Below are 25640 nucleotides of genomic sequence, written 5' to 3'. Positions count from 1 at the left end.
TATGAATTAAAATATTAATTATTTCGCATTTTCAAGTGAACACCTTATTGTACAAACAATAAAAAAACCTGGCATTAAATAAAATTTATATTTAATGCCAGGTTTTTTAATATGCAATATTCCTCACGACTTACTGCTCTTTATCTGGAGGATGGAGTTGATTAAAGAATAAATCAGCTTCCTGTTCAAGTTCCTCCATATCAACATTTTCAGATAATGGAGGTAGTTCTTCTAAGGATGTTAAGCCAAAATAAGTTAGGAATTCTTTACTTGTTCCAAACAAAATTGGCTTACCGACAGTATCCCGTCTCCCCATTTCTTCAATTAGTGATCTAGCGATAAGTGTTTGAACGGGTCGATCACTTTGTACTCCCCTGATTTCATCAATTTCTGTTCTTGTTATCGGTTGTTTATAAGCAATAATTGCAAGTGTTTCCAAAGCGGCCTGGGACATTCTTGTTGACTGAGGCATCGCTAATAACATCTTTAAATAGCTGCTATGTTCAGGTCTGGTAGTCAAATGGTAAACCTGCTTAGATTGTATGATCATCATTCCGCGATTTGACTGTTCATAATCAAATTTTAATTCTTCTAACAAAAGTTCAGCGTTGCTATCTGGTATTTTTAGTATTTGTGCTAATTGTTTTGTTGTAACACCTGTATCTCCGCTTGCAAAGAGCAGAGCTTCTACAACAGCTTTTAATTCATTACTTTCCACAGCTAATCCTCCATTTGAAACACGTACAAGTCATTAAAATGTTGTTCCTGCATGCAAAACACTTGATTATTTTTCATCAGTTCTAATAATGCTAAAAAAGTGACAACTATATTGGACCTTGTATGATATGTAAATAGTTTATCAAAAGCAACACCTGTCTCTGAATCATATACTATTTGTAATACGTCCTTCATCCGTTCCTCAATTGAAATTTCTGCCCGTTTAATTTTCGTTTCTTTCGGTTCATTCCACTTTTTGCGTTGAAATACTTTGTCTAGGGCATGGAGCATATCATAGATCGATATATCCCCTTTAACGATAGGTTGTGGTACGTCATCGTGATCGATTTCAACTGGTGGTCTTGTGAATATTTGGTTTGTTTGTTCTTTATCTTTAAATTGTTCGGCAGCTTGTTTGTATTTACGATATTCAATTAACCTTTGCATCAACTCTTCTCTGGGATCTTCCATATACTCATCAGGTTCATCAACTATTTCTTGTTTTGGAAGCAGCATTTGGCTCTTGATTTCCAATAATGTTGCAGCCATAACAAGATATTCACTAGCAATGTTTAATTCTAGGCGTTTCATCGTATGAATATAATGCATATACTGTTCAGTAATTGTTGCAACAGGAATGTCATAGATATCGATTTCGTATTGGTTAATCAGGTGTAATAATAAATCAAGTGGACCTTCAAATGCATTTAATTTAACTTGATATGTTTGATTCATCTTTCCCCCCCCTCTCTCTGATGACCGACACATATGAATTATAATAATATCGACTTTAGAAAGAAAAGTTGGTACCTCTTGGCATAAACGCCTATACACCATCGTTAATGGCTTCATAGGTTATTACTGTAAGATAAATGTTCATCAAAACAATTTATCATTTTATGAACAAAAGGAGGAATTTCATTATGGGTGCTTCATATGGATATGGCGGTGGATTCGCGCTAATCGTAGTTCTATTCATACTTCTCATTATCGTTGGTGCAGCTTGGTTATAAAAATATAATGAAAGATAAAAATCCAGCCCTTTTACCATAGGGCTGGTCTGTTTTAATTGTTGTCGTTTTCTGTTTCGTCTTTATCACATTTACTATAGAACTGCTGCAAGCCATCGTCTGCACATACAGCAAACTTTTCTTGATAAAGCTTTTCCACTTCATTCACCATTTTCTTACCAATCCCCAAATTTCGATAGGAAGGATTGACTGAAATATGTTGGATAACTGCATTTATATCATTTTCTATTCGTAATCCAATTGCACCTAAAACATCATCGTCTTTCCAGAGATAAAGATGCCAATCGGATTTTGTTTCATATTGTTTTATTGTCTGTTGCAATTTTTTTACATCTTTTTCTTCTGGCATAAAAGATAGTAATCCCATTGCAATTTTTTCTAAGTTTTTTTTATAACGAATTAACATAGAGACCCCTCATTAAAAGATATCTTTAAATTGTGTGAAATAGAAAGCAAGACAAATAGTAAATTATATATATATTTATGCCTGAATATCTTCAGTTTGTCAAATTACTAATCTTTTTTAAAAATGAAACGCAATTTTCTTAAAAGGATGAACATAATCTTTACTGTTTATACTGCAATGTTATTTTTGAATGATTTGCAAAATTATTTTATAAATCATATATCCATCTGACTGTTTTCCCTTTATTTTGAAAGGAATAGTATTTACAATAAAAAGCCATCCGTTAAATAAAAAAAGTAACTGGATATAGTAATTTGTATATATGTTATATAAAAGATAGAAAAGAATTGTAAATAAGCCGCTGCTTAATAATCCACAAATGGTGACCCAAATAATTTCCAAGGGTTTATATGTTGGGGTTCTTTCGCTCTTTAATAAGCCGCCTAGAAAAAAAACTGTATGAAATTTTATGTGAATTTTTTTAAACGACAAAGAACCAATCATTTTTCCAAGACCTATGGATAAGGTAATGTGATCAGCTCGCATTGTTTTTGCTCCAATAAGATGGCCGCTTTCATGGATGACCATGCTAATAGGTGCAACAACAAACACAAGAAATAATAATAAGTAAATATCCATATAAATCTCTACGAAGATTTCAGCTAACAATTAATCAGAAAAAACTCTCAATTCTTTCATCGTATCCCCATTTTTCATGCTTTTGGCATGTTCAATACCTGATGTAACTTGTCCAAAAACAGTGTGTACTCCATCAAGATGGGGTTGTGCTTCGTGCACAATAAAAAATTGGCAGCTTCCTGTGTCTTTACCAGCATGTGCCATAGACAATGACCCCTCAACATGTCTATGTGGGTTTCCTTCTGTTTCACATTTTATAGTATACCCTGCTGAACCGGTACCATTTCCAACGGGACAACCACCTTGACTAACAAAACCGTCAATTACTCTATGAAAAGTTAATCCATCATAAAAATTGTCATTTGCTAGTTTTTCAAAATTCGCTACTGTATTTGGTGCTTCATTTGGATAAAGTTCAAATTCAATTTTACTATCATCTTCCATTACAATATATCCTTTTTTAGTCATTCATATCTCCCCTTTTATACATGGTGGTTTTAAACCTTTGTTAATTTTATCATTTTATCTTCATTTAGCAAAGAAGATGCTTAAGTATAAGACAAGTCATTTTTGACAACGTCTTTATAGGACTCTCTTTGGACAACTAGTTTATCTTGCCCTTGCTCTGCAAAAACCACTGCGGCCTTAGGAAAACGATTATAATGACTTGCCATCGAATATCCATAAGCTCCTGTTGAAAAGATAGCTAGAATGTCGCCGTGTTCGACGTTAGGAAGTGATAAGTCCCAAATCAGCATATCGCCGGATTCACAGCACTTCCCTGCTACGGAAACTGTTTCAGACGTTGGCTGAGCAGCTTTATTTGCTAAGATTGCTTCGTATTTTGCCTGATATAAAGCAGGTCTTAAATTATCTGTCATTCCGCCATCCACAGATATATAATCACGTACACCAGGAATATGCTTTGTTGATCCTATCGTATATAATGTTATTCCTGCATTACCTGCTATAGATCGCCCGGGCTCAAGCCAAATTTCTGGCATAGGCATGCGTGATATTTCAGCATGATGTTGAACTGCAGTAATTATTTCTTCAACATATAAATGCAATGGTAATGGTGATTCCTCAGCTGTGTAACGTATGCCAAACCCTCCACCAACATTGATAACATCAGGTGTATACCCGTATACAGAATTCCAATTTGAAATACTTTTATACAACATATCAATTGCACTCAAGTGGCCGTCGGTTTCAAATAATTGTGAACCGATATGACAATGTAACCCCCTGAAGCGTATTAATTCATGGTTGTGCAACAATTGAAAGGCTTTTTCCGCCTGCCCGTTATGCAAATTAAATCCAAATTTTGAATCCTCATTTCCAGTCATAATATAATGATGTGTATTGGACTTGATTCCAGGAGTTACCCGTATTAAAACATCAATTTTTTTATTATATCTGTGCAACAGTTTATCAATCAGTTCAATTTCAAAAAAATTATCTACAACAATACACCCAATATCATTTTCAATTGCCATTTTAATTTCTTGCTCACTTTTATTATTGCCATGCAGATGAATTTTTTCTGTTGGAAAATTTGCTTGTAACGCAGTATACAATTCTCCTTCTGATACGACGTCTAAGCACAATCCCTCCTGATTGATTACCTGGAGCATGGCGATAGAAGAAAAAGCTTTACTTGCATAAGCTACTTTCCCTTCTATTCCCATGTTTTTAAATGTCTCTGTAAAAGCTCTGCAATTATCACGGATAATAGATACGTCATAGACATATAACGGTGTCCCATATTTTTTTGCTAAAGCTATTGTATCCACTCCGCCTATTTCTAAATTACCACTTTCGTTTACTTGAAATGGATGGTTATCTACAATCATTTCTGTTTCCCCCGTTCATCCGTATGGATTAAAAATACTTTAACATATTGAAGTGATAAACAAAAGGAATAAAGGTTAATTTTTTACCTCTTGACTTATTGTATCCTTTGGATAGACAATGCTTGGTCTTCCTTCGGAAAATGGTACAGGAATTCGAAAAATAAATTTTAGCATTGCTCCTGCATTAAATGGAATAAAAGGCCATAGGTAAGGAGTTCTTAGTGAATTCATATTGACTAAAAATAGGGTGCTTAATAATAACCCGATCAAAAAGCCTGGCACACCAAAAAGGGCTGTTATGATGATTAGTAGTAATTTCAGCAGCTTATTAGCTACACTTAATTCATAACTGGGTGTTACGTATACCCCTATTGTACTGATTGCAATATATAAAATTACTTCGGGACTAAACATACCCACATCAATCGCGATTTGCCCTATTACCACTGCCGCAATTAATCCAAGAGCAGTAGCAAGTGGTGTGGGGGTGTGGACAGCGGCCATACGTACAAATTCAACACCAAGTACTGCCAGAATGATTTGTACTGCGACCGGGATAGTCCCTTCTTCATTTGGCCCAATAAAGGATAAGGTTTTAGGGAGCAGTGTCGGTTCCATTGAAAACAAGAGCCATAATGGCAAAAGAAATAAAGATGCGAACACGGCTAACAAACGTGACCATCTAATAAATGTACCAACCGCGGGTGATTGCCTATACTCCTCAGCATGTTCTAAATGGTCAAAATATGTTGTTGGTAAAATAATGACGCTTGGTGATGTATCCACAATAAGTAAAAGATGCCCTTCAAAAAGGTGATTTGCGGCAACATCAGGTCTTTCTGTATATCGAACCAATGGAAAAGGATTCCATTTATTTTCTATAATGAACTCTTCCAACGCCTTATCTGCCATTGTAATACCGTCAATTTCAATAGATCTAATTTTATCCTTTGTTAATTCTATCATCTCATCATTGGCAATATCTTTAATGTAACAAAGACATACATCCGTTTTAGATCGTTCACCTACACTTAACATTTCATGACGTAGTCGTGCATCACGAATTCTTCTCCTAGTTAATGCAGTATTAATAATCACATTTTCAGTAAAACCATCTCTAGATCCTCTGATAACCCTTTCTGTGTCTGGTTCTTCCGGCTGTCTTCCAGGATAATCCCTTACATCTACAATAAAAGCTTTTTTTTCGCCATCCACAAAGACAATAATAAGACCAGACAGCATTTGATTCACTGCCTCATCCATTGTATTGGTATGTTCTACAGATAAGTTTGCCAATCGATTCTCAACAATTTCAAAAAGTTTCTTTTGATTAGATTCCTCATCATTAATAGAAACAAGTTTTTTAATGATTTCGATAGCTACAAGATCACTTACCTGACCATTTAAAAAGTAAAGTTGAACTTTTCTTTTTAATAAAACGAGTTCCCTAAACTCTAGGTCATAAGATATACCAACACCAACACGCTCTTTCATATAAGCTTGGACATCTTTTATATTAGAAGAAATATGTGTTTTCCTCTTACTACCTCCCATTAGTTGCACCCCTTCCTTGTTACTTAACAAATATCAACCACTGAAATAATGACCCGAAAATTTTTCCGAAGACAATTGCCATAAGCAACCATAACAAATATCGCTGTACACCTATTCTTTTTGTAAGTACGGGAAAAACGTTTAATACTTCGGTTAACGCTGCAGCGAGCATTCCGTTAAATACACCATGGAACCCTCCCCAAATCAGTAAAATAATGGTGGATAAATTCCAAGTAATATCTGTAAATGACAAATAAGTTCCAAGTATAGAACCTGCCAGAACACATGTACCAAAAGCATGGATGAATTTATCTGCTTTACTTATTTGAACGAGTCTCGGTATAATCCCCAAAAGTGTTATAAAGGCGACAAAACCACCTCCAACAGCAAGACCTCCTGCTAATCCAATAATTAATTCGGCAATATTAATGATGATGCTGGTTATCATTTAATCGATTTTCATGGTGATGGATATAGTGATCGAGGTCTTGTTGATAATTAAACAGTTCTACTTCAAGAGGGCTTGGCTCCTCGTTAAACCTTTTTTTAAACCAATGATTGAAGAATAACAACATCCCCATTCCCAACCCAAATGAATATGGGATTTGAATCCATAAAGGAAATTCATTTTGTTCACCTGTAAATAAGTAATGTATTTTTTGCTGTACCTCTTGCATGCTGACATCATAATGAAAATTCATGATAGTCATTGCAGTACCTATAAATAGGAGTAACCATACAAAAGCTACTTTTAAAACAGATGGAGCTTTATTATTTTTATTTATCCGAATAATAGTTTGGGTAGGTCCAACGAGCTGAAACTCCAAATCTGGATGCATTTTATTAAGGTGTTTAATTACTAAAAAGCTATCAATTACTACAATGTTGTTATCTTTTTTTGAAATCTGATAAATGGATGTATTCTCTAATGTTTTTTTTACATCCTCAGATGTAGCCACTAAGGCAATATCTTTCAGCTTGACAGCTTTTAAATAGGACAATTCTATATTTTTTTTCATGCGTAAATAAACAATTGTTGTCACAGAATGATCACCCTTTACCAATACGGTATGAATTAGTATTGGTTAAAAGCGGATTTATTATCACAACAAAATAAAAAATCATCACATCTGTGATGATTTTTTATTTCTAATATGCGATTTATGTTTTACTACCCCATTTTTATTTTCATGTCCTGCAAGATTTTCTTTTCTAACCGTGAGACCTGAACTTGAGAGATCCCTAGACGTTCTGCTACTTCTGACTGTGTTTGATCTTTATAGTACCGCAAGAAGACAATTAAACGTTCTCGCTCGTTCAATTCTCTTATTGCTTCTTGTAATGTTATTTTGTCAAACCAGTTTGTATTTTCATCTGCTATTTGATCTAATAAAGTAATTGGATCTCCATCATTTTCAAATACAGTTTCGTGAATCGAATGCGGAGATTTCGCAGCTTCTTGGGCATGAACAACTTCTTCAGGCGTAATATTTAATGCATCCGCTATTTCTAGAACCGTTGGAGACCTTCCGTATTGTTTTGTTAATTCATCCTTTTTTCGGCGTACTTTATTTGCAGTCTCTTTTAAGGATCTACTTACTTTTATACTTCCATCATCTCGAATAAAACGCTGGATTTCACCAATAATCATAGGGACAGCATACGTAGAAAAACGAACATCATAGGATAAGTCAAATTTATCGATCGATTTCATTAACCCGATGCTTCCAATTTGGAATAAATCATCCGGCTCGTATCCCCTATTGATAAAACGCTGAACCACTGACCATACAAGTCGAACATTATTTTCAACCAATAAATCTCTTGCTTCTTTATCTCCTTGTTGACTTTTATGAATGTATTCTTTTACTTGCCCATCAGTTAAGGTGACCTTACGTTTATCTTGCTTTACATTAACATCCATAGACATCCCTAGTTACAAACCGTTTTACTTTTCGATAATTGTTTTGTCATCCGAACAGTAGTTCCTTCTCCGGTTTTTGATGTGACCTCAACTGAATCCATGAAATTTTCAATAATCGTAAACCCCATGCCAGACCTCTCTAATTCTGGTTTTGAAGTGTAAAGTGGCTGCCTTGCTTCTTCTACATCACCAATTCCTATGCCCTTATCCCTAATGGTTAGTTCGACTTCGCCATCTCGGAGAGAGCAATCAATAGAAATAAGGTGATTTGGTTCATTATTATAGCCATGAATAATAGCGTTTGTTACTGCTTCTGAGACAACTGTTTTGATTTCAGTAAGTTCATCCATTGTAGGATCTAACTGCGCAATGAATGATCCTACAGTTACCCTTGCAAAAGATTCATTCACACTGACACTTGAAAATTCTACGCTCATTTTATTTTTCATGATGCCACCCCCAGCGTTGTTAACGCAAATTCTTCGTTATCTTCTAAACGAACGATTTTAAATAAGCCAGACATTTCAAATAAACGTTCAATCGGAGGTGTGACTGAGCAAACAACCATCTCTCCTCCTAGTTGTAATACTTCTTTGTACCTCCCTAGTACAACACCAAGTCCTGAACTGTCCATAAAGGTTACAGATTCAAGATTTAAAATGACGTGTTTGATGGAATTGGTATACATCATGTCCTTCCATTTCTCCCGCAGCAATTCTGCTTCATGGTGGTCAAGTTCACCTGATAATCTTACAATTAGTACATCTTCTTTTACATCAAACATTGCTGTAAGACCCATTTCATTTCCTCCTTTAGAAAATCTTCGTAGGTACACTTTCTTGAATGTTGGGGTCGATTCCTGCTTTATGACAAAAGAAGAAGTAGTTCGCTTAAAAGAACAATTTTTAGCGATTTTTCGCCATGCTTTGCATGGATCGTTTTAACAATGTCAGATAGGAAGCTGGTTTCACTTCCTGATTAACTACCAATGGTGTTTCTGATAAAACTTTATCACCTTTCTTGACAATCAATGTACCTGCCTGATCCCCTTTTTTCATAGGTAAATTTATCTCATCATTAAGTACAGTAGATGTAGTAATGTTTTCTTTGGATTGTCCTTTCCTATGAAGGGTACTAACTGAATCAGATGTCACAATATCGATATTTTTATTTTCAGCCTTTATATCTTTAATCGTTGTGATTGTTTTTCCTTTTTCATACAATTTTTCAGTTTCAAAGTGATTATAAGCATAATCCAACATTTCTGAAATTGCGTTATTTCGCTTCTTCGTTGTCTCAGCCCCCATAGCAACAGCGATAATTCGCATATCATCCTTTTTGGCAGTTGCAGTCAGACAATACTTTGCTTCATTTGTGTAACCAGTTTTTAATCCATCTACACTAGGATAGGATTTTACTAATTTATTTGTATTTACAAGCCAAAATTCATTTTCTTTCCCTTTTCTTAAATAATCTTCGTAAATGGAAGTATAATCTGTTATTGATTCATATTTCAGTAATTCTTTTGCGATGATCGCCATGTCATAGGATGTGCTATAATGTTTTTTTGCAGGTAAACCACTTGTGTTTTGAAAGTGGGTATTTTTTAGATTCAATTCTTTTACTTTTTCATTCATTTTTTTCACAAATTCTTCTTCACTGCCTGCTAATCTTTCGGCTAATGCAACACTAGCATCATTTCCGGATGCAATAGCTATTCCTTTTAGCAAATCGTTGACAGACATTTCTTCTCCAGCCTCTAAAAATATTTGAGAGCCACCCATTGAAGCCGCTCGCTCACTTATACGAATCATTTCATCTTTTTTTAATTCCCCCTTATCTATTGCCTCCATAATTAAAAGCAATGTCATAACTTTCGTCATACTTGCAGGGGGTAATTTCTCATGTTCGTTTTTGTTAAACATCACTTTTCCAGTGTCTTGTTCAATGAGAATGGCAGATTTGGCGTCCTTCGCAAGACTGAGTGACTCCTTTTGTTTTTTCTCTTCCCCATCAACAGAAAACGTTGTCGCAAAAAGCAAGGTAAACATTAAGCTGCTCATTAAGATATACTTTTTCATCCTTTTACCTCCACAAGTCAATATAATATACATCTAGGATTGACATGTTTTGCTTTTTTTATAACTCGTAACATTTCTATTGAGAGAGTTTTTATACTGAATTAAAAAAAGCACACAAAAATTTGTATGCCTTTTAAAGGGAGTTTCTATTTACATGTTTGTAATTGTATCATAAATGAGGGGAGGCGCTTTTACTGGTGTATGTGATATATCAATGCTTGCATATAACTTTTCTTTTACATGTTCTATTTTTTCCTGGTTTGCATGTATTGTTAATAAAGATTCTCCTTCTTTTACGTCATCGCCGATTTTTTTATGAAGTACAATACCGACTGCAAGGTCAATGACTGAATCTTTTGTTGCTCTTCCTGCACCGAGCATCATTGCTGCTGAACCAATATCGTCAGCAATTAGTTTTGCAACTGTACCAGATTGTTGGGCTGGCAGGTCTATTTTATACTTTGCTTTGTTTAGTAAATCAGGGTTATCGGCCACTCGTGCATCTCCGCCTTGTGATTTTAGGAAAACTTTAAACTTTTCAAAGGCTTTTCCATTTGTGAGATTTTCTTCCAAACGTTTTCTTGCACTTTCAATATTATCTGCTTTATTAGCTAAAACTACCATTTGACTACCTAAAGTTAAGCATAGTTCTGTTAAATCTTTTGGCCCCTTACCTGAAAGTGTCCGAATTGCTTCCTCTATTTCTAATGCGTTTCCTATTGCATTACCAAGTGGCTGACTCATATCAGAAATGACAGCCATTGTCTTCCTCCCAACATGATTTCCAATAGAAACCATAGCATCTGCTAAATTTTTAGCATCATCTAAGTCTTTCATAAAAGCGCCAGCACCGGTTTTTACATCTAAAACGATTGCATCTGAACCTGATGCTATTTTTTTGCTCATAATTGAACTTGCTATTAGGGGAATCGAATTTACAGTTGCGGTGACATCCCGAAGACTATATATTTTCTTATCTGCAGGCGTTAAATTACCAGATTGTCCAACAATGGCAATTTTATTCTTATTAACGAGATCAATAAATGCTTTATTTGTTATTTCTACATGGAAACCTGGTACAGATTCTAGTTTATCCAGTGTACCCCCGGTGTGGCCAAGTCCGCGTCCGCTCATCTTTGCTACAGGTACATCTAATGATGCTACTAAAGGAGCTAAAATTAATGTTGTTGTATCTCCGACTCCGCCTGTAGAATGTTTATCGGCTTTAATTCCTTTGATTGGAGCAAGGTCGATTTTATCACCTGAATTTACCATTGCCATGGTAAGCGCTGCACGTTCATCATTAGTCATGTCTTGGAAGTAGATAGCCATTAATAATGCACTAACTTGATAGTCAGGAATTTCTCCGTTCGTATACCCATTAATAAAATACTCTATTTCTTTTTTAGTGAGTACATGGCCATTACGTTTTTTTTCGATGATATCATACATTCTCATTCTTCCGATCCTCCCCTGTTTATTGAGGTAATGTATTAATAACTGTTTTAATAAATTGCAAAAAATCTTCTCTTACTTTTTCTGTTGTTTCAATAACCTCATGGTGTGTTAAAGGTTGATCTAATATACCTGCTGCCATGTTGGAAATACAAGAGATTCCTAGTACACGTAAACCGGCATGCGCCGCTACTATTACTTCAGGTACAGTTGACATTCCTACTGCATCTCCACCTAGTGTACGAAGCATTTTAACTTCTGTAGGTGTTTCGTAAGTTGGGCCTGTATTCCCTACATATACCCCGTGTTGGACAGATAAACCTATTTCTTTGGCACAGGAGTCTGCATGTTGAATATACGCCCTGTCGTAGGCTTCTGACATATCAGGAAAACGGACTCCTAACGTTTCGTCATTTGGACCAATTAAGGGATTATTCCCCATATTGTTCATATGATCATTGATGATCATTAAATCACCAGGTGAAAAATTGACATTTATTCCTCCTGCAGCATTTGTTACGATAAGAGAGTCAATTCCTAAGTATTTCATCACCCGTACTGGAAATGTTACTTGCTGCATGGAGTATCCCTCATAATAATGAAAACGACCTTGCATAGCAATAACTTCCTTACCTTTTAGTGTGCCAACTACTAATTGTCCTTTATGACCAGATACCGTTGATTCTGGAAAATGGGGTATTTCTTTATAAGGAATTTTAATAGGGTTTTCAATCTCATCACCTAATACACCTAGTCCTGATCCAAGAATTAAGCCAAGGCTTGGTGACTTCTCTATTTTCGTTTTTATAAAATTACTTGCTTCTTTTATCGCTGCTGTATTCAACTAATACATCCTCTCTTTAATCTATATCCTGTAAAAAGCTCATACCGTAATCAGGCATCTTAATTTGGAAGTTTTCCGCAATGGTAGCACCTACATCAGCAAATGTTTGTCTGATTGGCAGTTCTTGCCCGCCCTTCATTTGTGTATGATAGATAAGCAATGGAACATATTCCCGAGTGTGGTCTGTTCCATGGTGAATCGGATCGTTTCCATGATCTGCGGTAATGATTAGTAAATCGTCATCTTTTAAGCGGCTTAGTACTTCTGGAAGTTTTGCGTCAAAAGATTCTAATGCAGTTCCATACCCTTTAGGATCACGGCGATGTCCGTACTTAGCATCGAAATCAACCAGATTTAAGAAATTTAAACCTTTAAATGCTTTATCCATTGAAGTAATGAGTTTTGTCATTCCATCTTCATTATCATCCGTTCGAATGGCTTCTGTAACTCCTTCGCCATCATAAATATCGGAGATTTTTCCTAGCGCAATGACATCATAGTTTGAATCTTTTAATTCATTCATTACAGTTCGTCCAAAAGGTTTTAACGCATAGTCATGCCGATTTGATGTGCGTTTAAAGGCTCCTGGTTTTCCTACGAAGGGCCGGGCAATAACGCGTCCTACCATATATTTTTCATCTAAGGTTAACTCACGAGCGATCTCACAAATCCGGTACTGTTCTTCAATGGGGACAATGTCCTCATGTGCAGCAATTTGTAAAACAGAATCTGCAGAAGTATATACAATTAATGCTCCTGTCTGTATATGTTCTTCTCCAAGCTCTTCTATGATTACAGTGCCAGATGCAGGTTTATTTCCAATTATTTTTCTTCCGGTTTTCCTCTCTAATTCATTGATTAATTCAGAAGGAAAGCCATCGGGAAATGTGCGAAATGGCTGTTTGATATTTAAACCCATCAATTCCCAGTGTCCTGTCATCGTATCTTTACCATTAGATGCTTCTTGCATTTTAGTGTAGTGTGCTTTTGGCGTTGACGCTTTGTCTACTCCTTTTATTTCTTTAATATTGCTTAATCCCAGTTCACCTAAATGAGGCATATTTAGACCCCCCATATGTTCAGCTATATGCCCCAGTGTATCTGCACCTTTATCATTAAACTTGTGAGCATCAGGTGCTTCACCAATTCCTACTGAATCCATTACAATTAAAAAAATGCGATTAAATTTACACATTACTTCTACCTCCTCATATAATCTATTCCCAATAATTCTTCATAATATGTTTAAGCTGTTGCTACGTTGTAGGATGTCAGACAACTGGCTTGGAAGAAAATTATGCACGAGGATGGTATGTCTGGTACGTTTCTTTTAATCTTGCTTTTGTGACATGGGTATAAATTTGAGTAGTAGAAATATCCGCATGACCTAACATTTCCTGTACCGCCCGTAAATCTGCACCATTTTCTATTAAATGTGTAGCAAATGAATGCCTAAGTGTATGTGGAGTTATTTTTTGTTTAATCCCTGCGTTCTGTGCGATTGATTTAAGTATTTTCCAAAATCCTTGCCGAGTTAGTGGCCTTCCATGCTGGTTAACAAATAAAATTTTTTCATTATTATTACGTTTTACTAAGTGACTTCTTGCGTGATTTAGATATGTCTCCACTGCCTCTTTAGCAACATTTCCTAATGGAACGATTCTTTCTTTTTCCCCTTTACCGACACATCGAACAAACCCCATAGTTAAATGGAGATCACTAGTTTCTAATGTAAGTAATTCAGTTACACGCAAACCTGTAGCATAAAGTACTTCAAGCATAGCTTTATTACGCCGTTCTAAAGGAGTTACCCCATCAATTGTAAGTAAAGCTTCCACATTTTTTTGTGACAGCACATCAGGCAATTTTTTCTCTTTTTTTGGTGTTTCAATATGTATGCTGGCGTCTTGTTTAACAAGTTGCTCGCGGATTAAAAATTGATGAAATAAACGAATGGATGAAATCGCTCTGGCAATTGTAGCGGAAGATTTGCCATCATCTTTTAACATGTATAAAAACCCCATAATATCGCTTCGGTTTACAGCATCCCATGTATTTTTTTGGATAACTTTCATAATATATTGCATATAACGTTTTAAATCCCTTTTATAAGAAGCTAATGTGTTATCCGATAATCCCCGTTCGATTTGTAAATAGTGAAAAAAGTCATTAAAGGCATATGTAAGCATTTTTTACTCTCCTAATCGAAAAAATAAATGTAACCGATCAACAATGCTATCTTCAGTATTAAAAACCTTAACAGCAGGTCCTTCAGGTTCATCGTACCGATGAAATTGTTCATATTCTGTATGCATCACACGTAAGCCAAAGTAAAATAAGAATGTGCATGCTATGAATATAATAAACACTTTACCTGCATCCCATATTAGGCGTTTCATACAGCATATCCCCTTTTATCCAGTCTTTTATTAAAAGATATGCCAAAAAAGAATAACATTATACATAGAACTATAAAACTATTTTCAAAAATAAAAGTTTGTCCTAATCCTGTTTGAAGATAAAATATGATAATGCTTTCATATAAAATGATAAAGCCTTTTTTCAGTGGAAAAAAGGCACCAGTAATCAATTATGTTTTAACTGTAGCTGTTTGACATTGCTTACAAATACCATGAAACGTTAAACGATGATCCTTTACTTGAAAACCCCATTCATTTTCGACGATTTTCTCAACATCAACTAGTAAATCATCAACAATTTCTTCAACAGAGCCGCATTCAATACATACCAGATGGTGATGGAAGTGTTCCGCTCCCTCTTTACGAAGATCGTAACGGGTCACACCGTCACCGAAGTTTATTTTGTCAACAATTTTTAATCCTGATAATAATTCCAATGTACGATAAACAGTAGCTAAACCAATTTCAGGCGCTTTCTCCTTCACAAGCAAATAAACTTCCTCTGCACTTAAATGGTCATCTTCCCTTTCTAATAAAACCTTTACTGTTGCTTCCCTTTGTGGCGTTAATTTGTAACTCTGTGCATGAAGTTGTTTTTTAATGCTGTCAATCCGGTATTCCATGGTACATCCCTCCCTCATATCCCATCTTTATTATAGGTGGCCTGCAAACAGCTGTCAAAGTATAATTATTATTAAAAGATTTATATAATAATTATTATATAATAATTATTATCATTAATAAAGGGATTTAATTAAAGATGACATTGCTTCATTTGCGACAAATGCTTCTAGAAGCGCAGCTAACAATGCGAATACTAATAATAACATAAAAACCGTTATATATTGCCCAAAAGGTTGAAAAACAGAATTGGTTAGTTTACGAGTAAATAACTTTTTCATTAAAGTTAAGGAAAATATCATTGATAAACTGCCTGCTATGATATAAATAGGTATAATTAAAAAATTCTGTGGAGCTATGGATATAGATGCTAACAGCAACCCTTTTAACCCAAGTTGATTGACGATAAATCCAACGGAAAAGCCTACCACCAAACCTTTTAAAAACAACAAAATCCACACAACCGGTAGTCCAATCACAGACAAGCCTAGAATAAATAAAAGTAATAAATATTTAGCATGATAAAAAAAACTATCTTTTAATATTTCTTTATTTTCAATATGCTGGTTATCAGATACTTGTCCAAAGAACCGTTCTAGATAAAAAAATAAATCCTGCTTCTGGACGAAATTCATGCTATTAACAATAATGGCCCCAAAAATAATTCCTGTTAAAAATAGGATAACCATAAAAATATAGATGGTTGCGTGTTCTTTTACATGATTGATTGCAAGTGCTTTTTTTGTATACATTGGAATCCTCCGTTCAAGGAATGTTTAATTTGCATTTTCCTATCTAGTTAAAAACTATGAAGGATTCCATGTAAAAATACCAAATTTAAAAGTTTTCTTTCTCAAAAAATATTTTATGAGGAAGTAATACTCCCATATTTTCCTCCCCCGCCTGCTTTAATTTGTATTTTTCCTTCTCTCATTTGAATGATTGCATTTGCTAGTTTTTCCGGGATTATTTCTTTCAAGTCTTCTAATTTTACGTTGTGTATGATATTCATTTCCGTTTGGAATTGATCTAATAATTTTTTAAATGTTTTTGGTCCTAGCTTTGGTAAATACTCTAATGGTACTTGATACAAATAAGGGGGTCTTTTTCGTTTATCAGCACTAGGCTCTGACAATTCCCGAATTCGGTCATAAACTCCCTTGATTATTTTAGTTGAGCCACAGAAAGGACATTGTTTTTCTACTGTTGTTAGAGGTTCTAAACAATTACTACAAACGGTTGTATAGTATTTACCGAGCTTTGGATTCATTCCAAAATTGCGGATAATTTCTCTTCCATTTACTTGATGTAAAGCCCAGTAGAATTCTGTAAAGGAAGGCTCTTGCATAGCAAATTCCTGATATTCACGAGCTATTTTTGCTAATGAGTGGGCATCAGAATTAGAAAGATACGTATAGTCATGCAACTCTTTAATTTGATCAGCCATTGTCGAATCGGAACTCAATCCCATTTCAATCCCATCAATTAAATCAGGATCAAACACCTCTTTTAATGATTTTTTAACACCTTTTCCATATAAGCTTTTAAAAGGCGTAAAAACATGGGCAGGTATAAAAATACCGGAAAGTTCTTTTACTTTATATTGCAATTCTTTGCCTGTTCCATAAAAGCGCTGCGAGCTAAGCGTAATATTTTTCATTTTAGTTGTTAGCCATTCTGAGAATTTTTCAATTTTATCTAGCGTTGGAAAGTAGCATAGCACGTGAACGGGTCCTTGACATAAGTTGTCATAAACTTCGATTTCTGATCCTAATAAAAGTGTAACTTGCTCAAAGCGAATTCCTCCTCCAGGAAGCTCCTCTGCATCATTAGCTTTTATCAGATTTTTTATTTCCTGTTGGATTGCTGGAGCATGGCTGTCTATCACCCCGATCATATGAATTCCTTTATTTCGGCTGGCTTCTTTTAAAATATTTGTAAGGGTTAAACTTTTTGCTCCTGTAATTTTTACTGGTTTATTATACATATCTCTTCCGATATGAATATGCATGTCGGCAAAATAAGAATTTAGCATGATTGAACCCTTTCCAGTGCGTGTAAATAAAGAATAGCATAATTGGTTTTTGCATCATGTATACGTTCTTCTTCTACATATTGTTTTGCTTCTTCCAATGTTAATTCTAAAGTTTCTACAAATTCGTCATCATCGCCAGCAACGGGATGCTTAAGCTCCTCCAGCTGATCGGTAATATAAATATACATCAGTTCATCAGCAAATCCCGGTGAAGTATAAAACGAGGTGACAAATGAAAGTTGATTTGTTGTATATCCTGTTTCCTCTTCTAATTCACGTATTGCAGTTATTTCCGGTTTTTCCCCTGTTTCTAATTTGCCAGCGGGAATTTCAATAAGTGATTTTTCTAAAGGTTTCCGGTATTGTTCTACAAACACAATTTTATTGTCTTTTGTAATGGGAATAATTGCTACCGCACCTGGGTGTTTAATTAATTCCCGTTTTGACATTTTTCCATTTGGTAATGTAACGTCATCTACTTGCAGTTTGACAATCTTTCCATTGTATATTTCCTTTGTTTTTATTGTTTTCTCTTCAAATTTTTTCATTGCGATCCCCTTTAATTTCACATTCTATTATTATCTATTTTAACATAGTTTCAGCATGTCTTCGTTGTGAAACAGTTGTATTTTGAAATAACAATTTTTACAATAGGTGTATGAAAATAGAACGGAGGCTATATTATGAATAGAAACCAATTGGGAAAGTCTGACATTTATATATCGGAATTAACACTTGGTTGCATGTCTATTGGAACAAATTCTCGAGAAGCGAAGAAAATTATTGATAAAGCGCTTGATGTCGGTATTAATCATCTTGATACAGCAGATTTGTATGATTTTGGACAAAATGAAGAAATAGTTGGTCAAGCTATTAAAGATAAACGCGATAAAATCATTCTAACGACCAAGGTTGGAAACCATTTTAATAAGGAGAATCAAGATTGGTTTTGGGATCCTTCGAAAAAGCATATTAAACAGGGGGTAAAGGATAGCTTATCTCGCTTACAAACCGATTACATTGATTTTTATATGCTGCACGGTGGAACGATCGATGATCCGATTAGTGAGTCCATCGAAGCATTTGATGAATTGAAGCAAGAAGGTCTTATTCGTTCTTATGGAATATCATCGATCCGTCCAAATGTGATTCGCGAATATGTCGAATATTCTTCCATTGACGGAGTTATGATGCAATATAATATGCTTGACCGGCGACCAGAGGAAGAGATTTTAGATTTATTACATGAAAACAACATTCGTGTGCTTGCCAGGGGTCCTCTTGCTAAAGGGATGTTAAGTAACAAAGGAGATAAGCAGATCGAAATAAAAGGAAAAGATGGATTTTTAGATTATAAGTATGATGAACTTGATACAATATATCATCAGCTTTCAGACTTACATCAAAATTCATCTATGAATGAACTTGCTCTTAAGTATGTGCTTAAACACCCAGCAGTTGCAACTGCTGTTTTTGGTGCCAGTTCCATGGAACAAGTTGAAGAAAATACGCTTTACAATCCCTCTAACATACTGACAAATGAAACATATGCAGCCATCCAAGAAATTACCAAACCAATTCAATACAAGAATCATCGATAAATCGTATAGAGCTGTCTTCGTATAGCTCTATATTTTTTTGCTTTGATGTGTTATGAAAAGCAATTCACTATTTTGCATAATGACCGCCAACGAGTTTACTGCGCTTAAGAGCAGTTCCTGCCTCTGTGTAAGAAACAGCATGCAGTAAGGCATCTTTTCCATATTTATCACGAATCGTATCCATTACATAACCGAGTTTCCGTTTAACTGTGCGGTTCTTTTCAAATAGGCTTAACTGAATATATTCGTCTGAACAAATAGTTGCTAACGAAATAGAAATTTTTCGGACGGTTTTTTGCGTGTAAAACGTATGGAATAAATGCATGCAAGCATGAAAAATTTCCATGGTAATATTAGTTGGATTTTCAAGTGTGATGGAGCGATGAAACCCTCCCCCGCCTTCATTTTTGCTATAGCCTATTCCAAGATGGATTGTTCTTCCGGCTTTATGATCAGAACGCGCTCTTTTTCCAACCTCCTCACACATTTCGAGGATAACGCAGGCAATATCTTTTGGCTGATGATAATCACGGAGTAAAATTTGACTTTTCCCGTAACTGATCTGCCCGTGTAAAATGGGAGCTCCAAGTTCTGACAAATCAATGCCGTTTGCATGATAATATAATTGATTTCCCATCACACCAAATGTTTTCTCTAGACGCTTTAAAGAATAATTAGCAAGTTGTCCAATTGTCGTAATCCCCATGCGATTTAATCTTTTCTCTAAACGCGATCCGATTCCCCACATTTGTGATAATGGAGAAATAGGCCATAATTTTTTAGGGATATCTTCGTAATCCCAGCGGGCAATCCCTAATTTTTTCGCTTCTAAATCAAGACATAACTTTGCGATTAGCATATTCGGTCCAATACCAATTGCTGCAGTAAGCCCAAATGTATCTTTTAGTTCTGATAAAATAAGTACAGCTACCTTTTCAGCACTTCCCCAAAGCTTATTTGTACCATCTACTTCTAGGAAACTTTCATCAATACTGTACGTGTGGATCGCTTCTTTTGGTACATATTTATTAAACAAGCGTGTGACTTCCGTAGAAACTTCCAAATATAAATTCATTTGTGCGGATACTTTTATAATGGTTTCATGATCAGGTATTTCAAAAAGTCTGCTTCCAGTACGAATACCAAAATCCCGCTTTAATGCTGGGGTTGCTGCCAATACAACACTTCCACGCCGGTTTAAGTCAGCTACAACCGCAAGACGGGTTGTTAGTGGATCCAATCCCCTAGCAAGCGCTGCACAACTAGCATAAAAACTTTTCATATCAACACATAAAATGTTTTTGTTCTTTAAAGTCCTGGAATCAATTTGAGGGTGCATCCCGTTACCTCCCTTCCCCCTATCATATGCGAATATTTGTTCTTTATCCAGGGTAAAATCTTCCAGTTGCATGAAAATGGAATACAAATGAGACTAACTATATAAAGTCAATAGTGCTAGCGACAAAATTTAATACTATTTTTATTGGGAATTTGGACATGACAAATAAGCTTGATGGTTAATAATTTTAAAATTAATCATCAAGCTGTGTATTTTTGTTAAACTTTAGTATTTTATAACGGTCAAAATATTACGTATCCTCGTTTATTTATTTTTTGTTAAATTGCCTCTTTAATAAACGTTCTGCTGTTCTTGGGAAAATACGGTATAATTTGCTTCCTATTTCCATCCAGCTCGGCAAATTGATTTCCCTTTTGTTCGTAAATAAATGACGAATTATTTTTTGTGCTACATCATCAGGTTCCAGCATCAAGCGTCCAACATTTTTTTGGTAGATACCATCTGGATCTGCCGCAGTAAAAAAATTTGTACGAACGGGGCCAAGGTTAACTGCCGTTACGGATATACCTTCTTTTTTAACTTCTAAGCGAAGCGCATTTGTAAACCCTAAGACAGCGTGTTTTGTTGAAGCATAAACAGCAGACTTAGGTGTGGCTATTTTCCCGGCTTGAGAAGCTACATTTACAATATGCCCGCTTTGGTAATATGAAAAATGGAGAAGGAAACGTTTTGTCAGATGGATGAGCGCGAATAGGTTTAACTGAAACATCCGATCAATATCTTCTTGCTTCGTATCTTTTACAAATTCAAATATACCTGCTCCAGCATTGTTAATTAATCCATGGATTTGTTCATGTTCTTTTAGTATTTGTTCTATTGTTCTTTCTCGTTCTTCATTATTTTGTAAGTCAACTTGATAGACGTAGCCTATTATTCCGAAGGATTGCTTCAGCATTTGTCGTTGATTGTTTAATTGCTCAATTGAGCGGGCAAGCATTATTGGTATGCCGCCGCAGCGGGCAATATGCCATACCAATTCTTTTCCAATCCCACTTGAAGCCCCAGTCACGATTACTTTTTTGTTTATTAGTCTATTTTGCACGATAGAAGTGTACACCATCTTCTACCAATTGATCTACTTTATTTTGTTGTTCAAGGAAGTCAAGCTGGCCTATTGTTTCAGACATTGTTAAATCAAGTTGGGTTACATAATGTTTTGGAAAGAGATGTTGACATATTTGAAATGGTGTTAAGATTCCTTCTGTTCGTAATAGCGAATGTACTTTGTTTGCTCGCTGCTCTTGACTTTGTAATCGAGCTGGAATTAAAGCTTCAACATCTGAAAAAGATTTACCATGACCTGGAAGTACTGTTTTAATTCCAAGAGAGAGACATTTTTTTAGATTATCCCGGTACTGCAATAAAGGCTTAGTGCGCTCTGTTTCACCAGCATACGGCGGTTCTAATATTGGATTTGATGATATATGGTGTAATAAATGATCACCGCCAATAAAAGTACCATCATTTTTTCTAAAAAAAGATAAATGACTTTGTGCATGCCCTTTTGTTTCAATAACTTTCCAGTCTTTATGACCTGGAAGCAGATCCCCTTCATTTATTGCTTTAGTCACCTTTCCTGCACCAGCATATTGTAATGATTTTCGCATCTCTTTTAAAACATTGTCAAAATGGCTGGGGATTCCACATGCGTTAAAGAATTTCTTGAAAAAGTGTTCATGGTGCTTGAAAAATTGCTCATTTCTTATGATCCATGGATCTACATTTTTATGAGCAATAATATGCTGGGCTCGTGGAAATTGTTCAATTAAGCCTATATGGTCAGGGTGATGATGCGTTAAAATAATTTGTTCAATATCATTGGGGTAATAACCTAAATCTTTTAATTGTGATTGCAATGTTTCCCATGCTTCCTTCGTTTTTACCCCCGCATCAACTAAGGATAATACGTCCCCTTTAATAAGGTACATATGCACATCTCCCACTGCAAAAGGGGTGGGAATGGTTAGTTGATGAATCGCTTTATCTAAAATTTTCATAGATGAAAACCTCCAAAAAATGAATCATTATTCAGTATATATATTCTAACTCTTTTCTTAATAAATGTCAGTAAAAATTGACTTTTATTAGAAATTAAAACACAATCAAACATGAGGTGAGACAATGTTTACCAAAGTTTTTGCTCATCGAGGTGCTAGTAAACAGGCCCCAGAAAACACAATGGAAGCCTTTAAACTTGCATATGAGCTCGGCGCTGATGGTATTGAAACGGATGTGCAACTAACAAAAGATCATGTTCCTGTTTTAATTCATGATGAGCATTTAAAGCGAACAACAGATGGAACCGGTTATGTTAAAGATTTAACATGGGATCAATTGAAAATGCTCGACGCTGGATCATGGTTTTCAAGTAAGTTTACGGGTGCATCTATTTTATCATTAGAAGAATTCTTGCAGTGGATACAATCGAAATCTTTATATTTAAATATCGAATTAAAAAATAATAAAATAGATTATGAGCATCTAGAATCTATTGTTTATGAGCAGGTTGCGTATTATCAGTTATTGGATCGTACCATTATGTCTACATTTAATCCGAACAGTATAAAACGTATGAGCAGTTCTTACCAAGCAAAGGAAATAGCGTTGTTAACATCCAAGCGTAATAAAAATATCATCCCATATGCAAAAGAATTAGGAGCAAATGCTCTACATATTAAATATTCATTGCTGAGACCAAAACTCGTTAAACAATGTAAAGAAGAAAATATTTCAATTCGTGTGTATACTGTTAATAAACGAAGGCGAATGATACGCTGTTACATGAGTGGATGTGATGGGATCTTTACGGACGTGCCTGATAAAGCGCTAAAGTATCGAAATCTCGTTCAGTCGCAATAATGGTTATGATAGGAGGATTTAGATGAGGAAGCTTTTTTCAACGATTGAGTTTAAAGGAGTATCACTTAAAAATCGCATCGTTATGTCACCAATGTGTATGTATTCATGTGAACAAAGAGATGGAAAAATAACACCTTTCCATATGACGCACTATGTTTCGCGCGCTGTTGGCCAAGTTGGACTAATTATTACAGAGGCAACAGCTGTGCAGCCAGAAGGGAGAATTTCCCCTCAAGACCTTGGTATTTGGAATGATGGACATGTGGAAGGATTAAAAAAACTTAACGAGCAAATTCATACATATGGGGCGAAGACAGGAATTCAACTTGCACATGCTGGAAGAAAGGCGGAAGTGGATTCAGATATATATGCTCCCTCCCCTTTGGCGTTCGATGAATCATATAAAACACCTGTTGAAATGACTACAGGAGATATTGAAAATACAGTTGAGGCATTTAAAAATGGTGCAAGGAGAGCTAGACAAGCAAATTTTGATATAATTGAACTGCACGGAGCACATGGCTATTTAATCAGTCAATTTTTATCCCCGTTAACCAATAAACGGACAGATGCATATGGAGGTAATCGCGAAAATCGTTTTCGCTTTTTGCGGGAAATCATTGCAGCAGTTTATTCCGAATGGGGTGAAAGGCCACTTTTTATTCGACTTTCCACTGATGAATATCATGAAGCGGGAAATACACTAGAAGATTATTTGTATTTTGCGAATCAATTAAAAGCGCTTGGAGTGGATTTAATCGATTGCAGTTCGGGTGGCGTTGTTCCTATATCAATTAAGCCTTACCCAGGCTATCAGGTTAAACGCTGTGAGACTATTAAAAAGAAAACATCAATAGCTACAGGTGCAGTTGGATTAATCATTAATGGTCCTCAAGCGGAAGAAATATTACAAAATGAACGTGCAGATCTTATTTTTATCGGGAGAACTTTACTCAGGAATCCATACTGGGCGAGAGTTGCTGCAGAGGAAATAAGATATCAGATTGAAGCACCGAAACAATATATACGCGGCTGGAAGTAGATAAAGCGAGGGAGGTGTGTGTTTATGGAATTAATTTTCCTCGGAACCGGTGCTGGTGTCCCTTCGAAGGAAAGGAATGTATCAGCTGTTGCTTTAACCTTATTACAAGAATTAAATAGTATATGGTTATTTGATTGCGGAGAAGCTACGCAGCATCAAATACTGCATACAACAATAAAACCAAGAAAAATAAATAAAATTTTCATTACGCATATGCACGGGGATCATATATTTGGATTACCGGGTCTACTCAGCAGCCGCTCCTTTCAAGGTGGAAACGATCTATTAACTGTTTATGGCCCACCTGGGATAAAGGAGTATATTGAAATGAGCCTTCAGGTAAGTCAAACGCATCTTGCCTATCCTTTGTCGATTAAAGAAATTAAAGAAGGTCAGCTCTTTGATGAAGAACATTTTACAGTTTACTGCAAAAAATTAAATCACGGTATCCCTAGCTATGGATATCGCATCGTGGAAAAAAATAAACCCGGAGAATTATTAGTTGATCAATTAAAAGCAATTGGTATACCACCTGGGCCTATTTACAAACAAATTAAAGAAAATGACATGATTACTTTATCAAATGGAGAAAAGCTTTATCGAGATCATTTTCTAGGTAAAGAAAAAAAAGGCAGGATTCTTTCGATTCTCGGGGATACACGGTTTACGGAACAACATGCAAATTTCGTAAAACATTCCGATGTACTTATACATGAAGCGACGTTTGATCATGAAAAAAAAGCATTGGCAGAACAATATTTTCATTCAACAACAACACAGGCAGCTGTTTTAGCCAAGAAAGCTGCAGTTAAAAAACTAATTTTAACACATATTTCATCACGTTATCAGAATGAGGATAATCTCTTGTTATTAAATGAAGCAAAGGCCATATTTTCAAACACTGAACTTGCAAATGATTTTTCTCATATGGTCGTACGGGCTGAACATTAGGGAGAGTGATTTAGATGGAACAAACCAAAGTTTTAGTTGCAAATCAGCGAGCTTACTTTTCAAATGGGAATACCTTATCTTATTCCTTTCGCAGGGATCAGCTGCAGAAATTAAAAGAAATGTTGAAAGAAAATGAAACGAATATTTATCATGCATTAAAAGAGGATTTAAATAAATCTGAACATGAAACACTCACCACAGAATTAGGTGTTCTTTATACCGAAATTGACTTCGTACTTAAAAA

The 25640-nt window shown here is 35.4% G+C and carries 30 protein-coding genes and 1 pseudogene; 6 read left to right on the top strand and 25 right to left on the bottom strand.

The window, feature by feature from the left end; genetic code table 11:
- Positions 1–130: 130 nt before the first annotated feature.
- A complete protein-coding gene (gene scpB, locus GZ63_RS0102810; protein ID WP_029266652.1) occupies positions 131–718 on the bottom strand; it encodes an SMC-Scp complex subunit ScpB in 588 nt (195 codons plus the stop codon).
- 2 nt (positions 719–720) lie between these two features.
- Positions 721–1452, bottom strand: a complete 732-nt coding sequence (locus GZ63_RS0102805) for a segregation/condensation protein A (RefSeq protein ID WP_029266650.1) — start codon at positions 1450–1452, stop codon at positions 721–723.
- 188 nt (positions 1453–1640) lie between these two features.
- Here GZ63_RS0102805 and GZ63_RS16315 point away from each other — a divergent pair, with 188 nt between their 5' ends.
- Positions 1641–1730 (top strand): YjcZ family sporulation protein, encoded by a 90-nt coding sequence (locus GZ63_RS16315; RefSeq protein ID WP_038220884.1) that lies wholly within the window; start codon positions 1641–1643, stop codon positions 1728–1730.
- Positions 1731–1782: 52 nt separating this feature from the next.
- Here GZ63_RS16315 and GZ63_RS0102795 read toward each other — a convergent pair whose 3' ends face one another.
- From GZ63_RS0102795 to GZ63_RS0102700, 20 genes are all read right to left on the bottom strand, one after another.
- Positions 1783–2154 carry a GNAT family N-acetyltransferase gene (locus GZ63_RS0102795; RefSeq protein WP_029266648.1) on the bottom strand — a complete coding sequence of 124 codons (372 nt, stop codon included), beginning with the start codon at positions 2152–2154 and terminating at the stop codon, positions 1783–1785.
- Between the two features lie 180 nt (positions 2155–2334).
- Positions 2335–2793, bottom strand: a complete 459-nt coding sequence (locus tag GZ63_RS0102790) for a hypothetical protein (protein WP_156947667.1) — start codon at positions 2791–2793, stop codon at positions 2335–2337.
- 30 nt (positions 2794–2823) lie between these two features.
- Positions 2824–3261 (bottom strand): peptidylprolyl isomerase, encoded by a 438-nt coding sequence (locus GZ63_RS0102785; RefSeq protein WP_029266644.1) that lies wholly within the window; start codon positions 3259–3261, stop codon positions 2824–2826.
- 80 nt (positions 3262–3341) lie between these two features.
- Positions 3342–4649, bottom strand: coding sequence for a diaminopimelate decarboxylase (gene lysA, locus GZ63_RS0102780; RefSeq protein ID WP_029266642.1), 1308 nt, complete (start codon positions 4647–4649; stop codon positions 3342–3344).
- Positions 4650–4724: 75 nt separating this feature from the next.
- Positions 4725–6203 (bottom strand): spore germination protein, encoded by a 1479-nt coding sequence (locus tag GZ63_RS0102775; protein ID WP_029266640.1) that lies wholly within the window; start codon positions 6201–6203, stop codon positions 4725–4727.
- Between the two features lie 19 nt (positions 6204–6222).
- Positions 6223–6651, bottom strand: a complete 429-nt coding sequence (locus GZ63_RS0102770; RefSeq protein WP_029266638.1) for a stage V sporulation protein AB — start codon at positions 6649–6651, stop codon at positions 6223–6225.
- Positions 6629–7246 (bottom strand): stage V sporulation protein AA, encoded by a 618-nt coding sequence (locus GZ63_RS0102765; protein ID WP_029266636.1) that lies wholly within the window; start codon positions 7244–7246, stop codon positions 6629–6631. The genes GZ63_RS0102770 and GZ63_RS0102765 overlap by 23 nt, the downstream gene beginning before the upstream one ends.
- A gap of 128 nt (positions 7247–7374) precedes the next feature.
- Positions 7375–8127: an RNA polymerase sporulation sigma factor SigF gene (gene sigF / locus GZ63_RS0102760; protein ID WP_029266634.1), complete on the bottom strand. Its 753-nt coding sequence runs from the start codon at positions 8125–8127 to the stop codon at positions 7375–7377.
- 8 nt (positions 8128–8135) lie between these two features.
- Positions 8136–8576, bottom strand: a complete 441-nt coding sequence (gene spoIIAB / locus GZ63_RS0102755) for an anti-sigma F factor (protein WP_029266632.1) — start codon at positions 8574–8576, stop codon at positions 8136–8138.
- Positions 8573–8926: an anti-sigma F factor antagonist gene (gene spoIIAA, locus GZ63_RS0102750; RefSeq protein ID WP_029266630.1), complete on the bottom strand. Its 354-nt coding sequence runs from the start codon at positions 8924–8926 to the stop codon at positions 8573–8575. The genes spoIIAB and spoIIAA overlap by 4 nt, the downstream gene beginning before the upstream one ends.
- Positions 8927–9032: 106 nt before the next feature.
- Entirely contained in the window at positions 9033–10208 is a 1176-nt protein-coding gene (locus GZ63_RS0102745; RefSeq protein WP_029266628.1) for a D-alanyl-D-alanine carboxypeptidase family protein, read from the bottom strand.
- Between the two features lie 150 nt (positions 10209–10358).
- Entirely contained in the window at positions 10359–11666 is a 1308-nt protein-coding gene (locus GZ63_RS0102740; RefSeq protein ID WP_029266626.1) for a pyrimidine-nucleoside phosphorylase, read from the bottom strand.
- Positions 11667–11685: 19 nt separating this feature from the next.
- Entirely contained in the window at positions 11686–12507 is an 822-nt protein-coding gene (locus GZ63_RS0102735; RefSeq protein ID WP_029266624.1) for a purine-nucleoside phosphorylase, read from the bottom strand.
- Positions 12508–12523: 16 nt separating this feature from the next.
- Positions 12524–13702, bottom strand: coding sequence for a phosphopentomutase (gene deoB / locus GZ63_RS0102730; RefSeq protein WP_029266622.1), 1179 nt, complete (start codon positions 13700–13702; stop codon positions 12524–12526).
- A gap of 100 nt (positions 13703–13802) precedes the next feature.
- A complete protein-coding gene (xerD, locus tag GZ63_RS0102725; protein ID WP_029266620.1) occupies positions 13803–14696 on the bottom strand; it encodes a site-specific tyrosine recombinase XerD in 894 nt (297 codons plus the stop codon).
- Between the two features lie 3 nt (positions 14697–14699).
- Positions 14700–14906: a YqzK family protein gene (locus GZ63_RS0102720; RefSeq protein WP_029266618.1), complete on the bottom strand. Its 207-nt coding sequence runs from the start codon at positions 14904–14906 to the stop codon at positions 14700–14702.
- Between the two features lie 191 nt (positions 14907–15097).
- Positions 15098–15550: a ferric iron uptake transcriptional regulator gene (fur, locus tag GZ63_RS0102715; protein ID WP_029266616.1), complete on the bottom strand. Its 453-nt coding sequence runs from the start codon at positions 15548–15550 to the stop codon at positions 15098–15100.
- A gap of 114 nt (positions 15551–15664) precedes the next feature.
- Positions 15665–16300 carry a stage II sporulation protein M gene (spoIIM, locus tag GZ63_RS0102710; RefSeq protein WP_029266613.1) on the bottom strand — a complete coding sequence of 212 codons (636 nt, stop codon included), beginning with the start codon at positions 16298–16300 and terminating at the stop codon, positions 15665–15667.
- A gap of 113 nt (positions 16301–16413) precedes the next feature.
- Positions 16414–17583, bottom strand: coding sequence for an endonuclease Q family protein (locus GZ63_RS0102705; RefSeq protein WP_029266612.1), 1170 nt, complete (start codon positions 17581–17583; stop codon positions 16414–16416).
- Positions 17577–18131, bottom strand: a complete 555-nt coding sequence (locus tag GZ63_RS0102700) for an NUDIX hydrolase (protein ID WP_029266610.1) — start codon at positions 18129–18131, stop codon at positions 17577–17579. The genes GZ63_RS0102705 and GZ63_RS0102700 overlap by 7 nt, the downstream gene beginning before the upstream one ends.
- Positions 18132–18266: 135 nt before the next feature.
- Here GZ63_RS0102700 and GZ63_RS0102695 point away from each other — a divergent pair, with 135 nt between their 5' ends.
- Positions 18267–19184: an aldo/keto reductase gene (locus tag GZ63_RS0102695; protein ID WP_029266608.1), complete on the top strand. Its 918-nt coding sequence runs from the start codon at positions 18267–18269 to the stop codon at positions 19182–19184.
- A gap of 67 nt (positions 19185–19251) precedes the next feature.
- On the opposite strand, the gene GZ63_RS0102690 is transcribed toward GZ63_RS0102695, so the two are convergent.
- From GZ63_RS0102690 to GZ63_RS0102680, 3 genes are all read right to left on the bottom strand, one after another.
- Positions 19252–20523 (bottom strand): Y-family DNA polymerase, encoded by a 1272-nt coding sequence (locus tag GZ63_RS0102690; protein ID WP_029266606.1) that lies wholly within the window; start codon positions 20521–20523, stop codon positions 19252–19254.
- A 268-nt stretch (positions 20524–20791) separates the two neighbouring features.
- Complete coding sequence (locus tag GZ63_RS0102685) at positions 20792–21586, bottom strand: SDR family NAD(P)-dependent oxidoreductase (RefSeq protein WP_029266604.1); 795 nt, start codon at positions 21584–21586, stop codon at positions 20792–20794.
- Complete coding sequence (locus GZ63_RS0102680) at positions 21576–22541, bottom strand: MBL fold metallo-hydrolase (RefSeq protein WP_029266602.1); 966 nt, start codon at positions 22539–22541, stop codon at positions 21576–21578. The genes GZ63_RS0102685 and GZ63_RS0102680 overlap by 11 nt, the downstream gene beginning before the upstream one ends.
- A gap of 124 nt (positions 22542–22665) precedes the next feature.
- Between GZ63_RS0102680 and GZ63_RS0102675 the strand changes: the two genes are divergently transcribed.
- The 4 genes and pseudogenes from GZ63_RS0102675 to GZ63_RS16310 all read left to right on the top strand — a co-directional run.
- On the top strand, positions 22666–23403 hold the full coding sequence (locus tag GZ63_RS0102675) for a glycerophosphodiester phosphodiesterase (RefSeq protein ID WP_029266600.1): 738 nt from the start codon (positions 22666–22668) through the stop codon (positions 23401–23403).
- A 22-nt stretch (positions 23404–23425) separates the two neighbouring features.
- Positions 23426–24445, top strand: coding sequence for an NADPH dehydrogenase NamA (namA, locus tag GZ63_RS0102670; protein ID WP_029266598.1), 1020 nt, complete (start codon positions 23426–23428; stop codon positions 24443–24445).
- A gap of 24 nt (positions 24446–24469) precedes the next feature.
- Positions 24470–25396 (top strand): ribonuclease Z, encoded by a 927-nt coding sequence (gene rnz / locus GZ63_RS0102665; protein ID WP_029266596.1) that lies wholly within the window; start codon positions 24470–24472, stop codon positions 25394–25396.
- Between the two features lie 14 nt (positions 25397–25410).
- Positions 25411–25640, top strand: a pseudogene (locus GZ63_RS16310) (aldehyde dehydrogenase family protein); the annotation flags it as partial.

The organism is Virgibacillus alimentarius, assembly GCF_000709085.1.
GTDB lineage: Bacteria > Bacillota > Bacilli > Bacillales > Amphibacillaceae > Virgibacillus_B > Virgibacillus_B alimentarius.
This window is presented reverse-complemented; position numbering and strand designations above follow the sequence as displayed.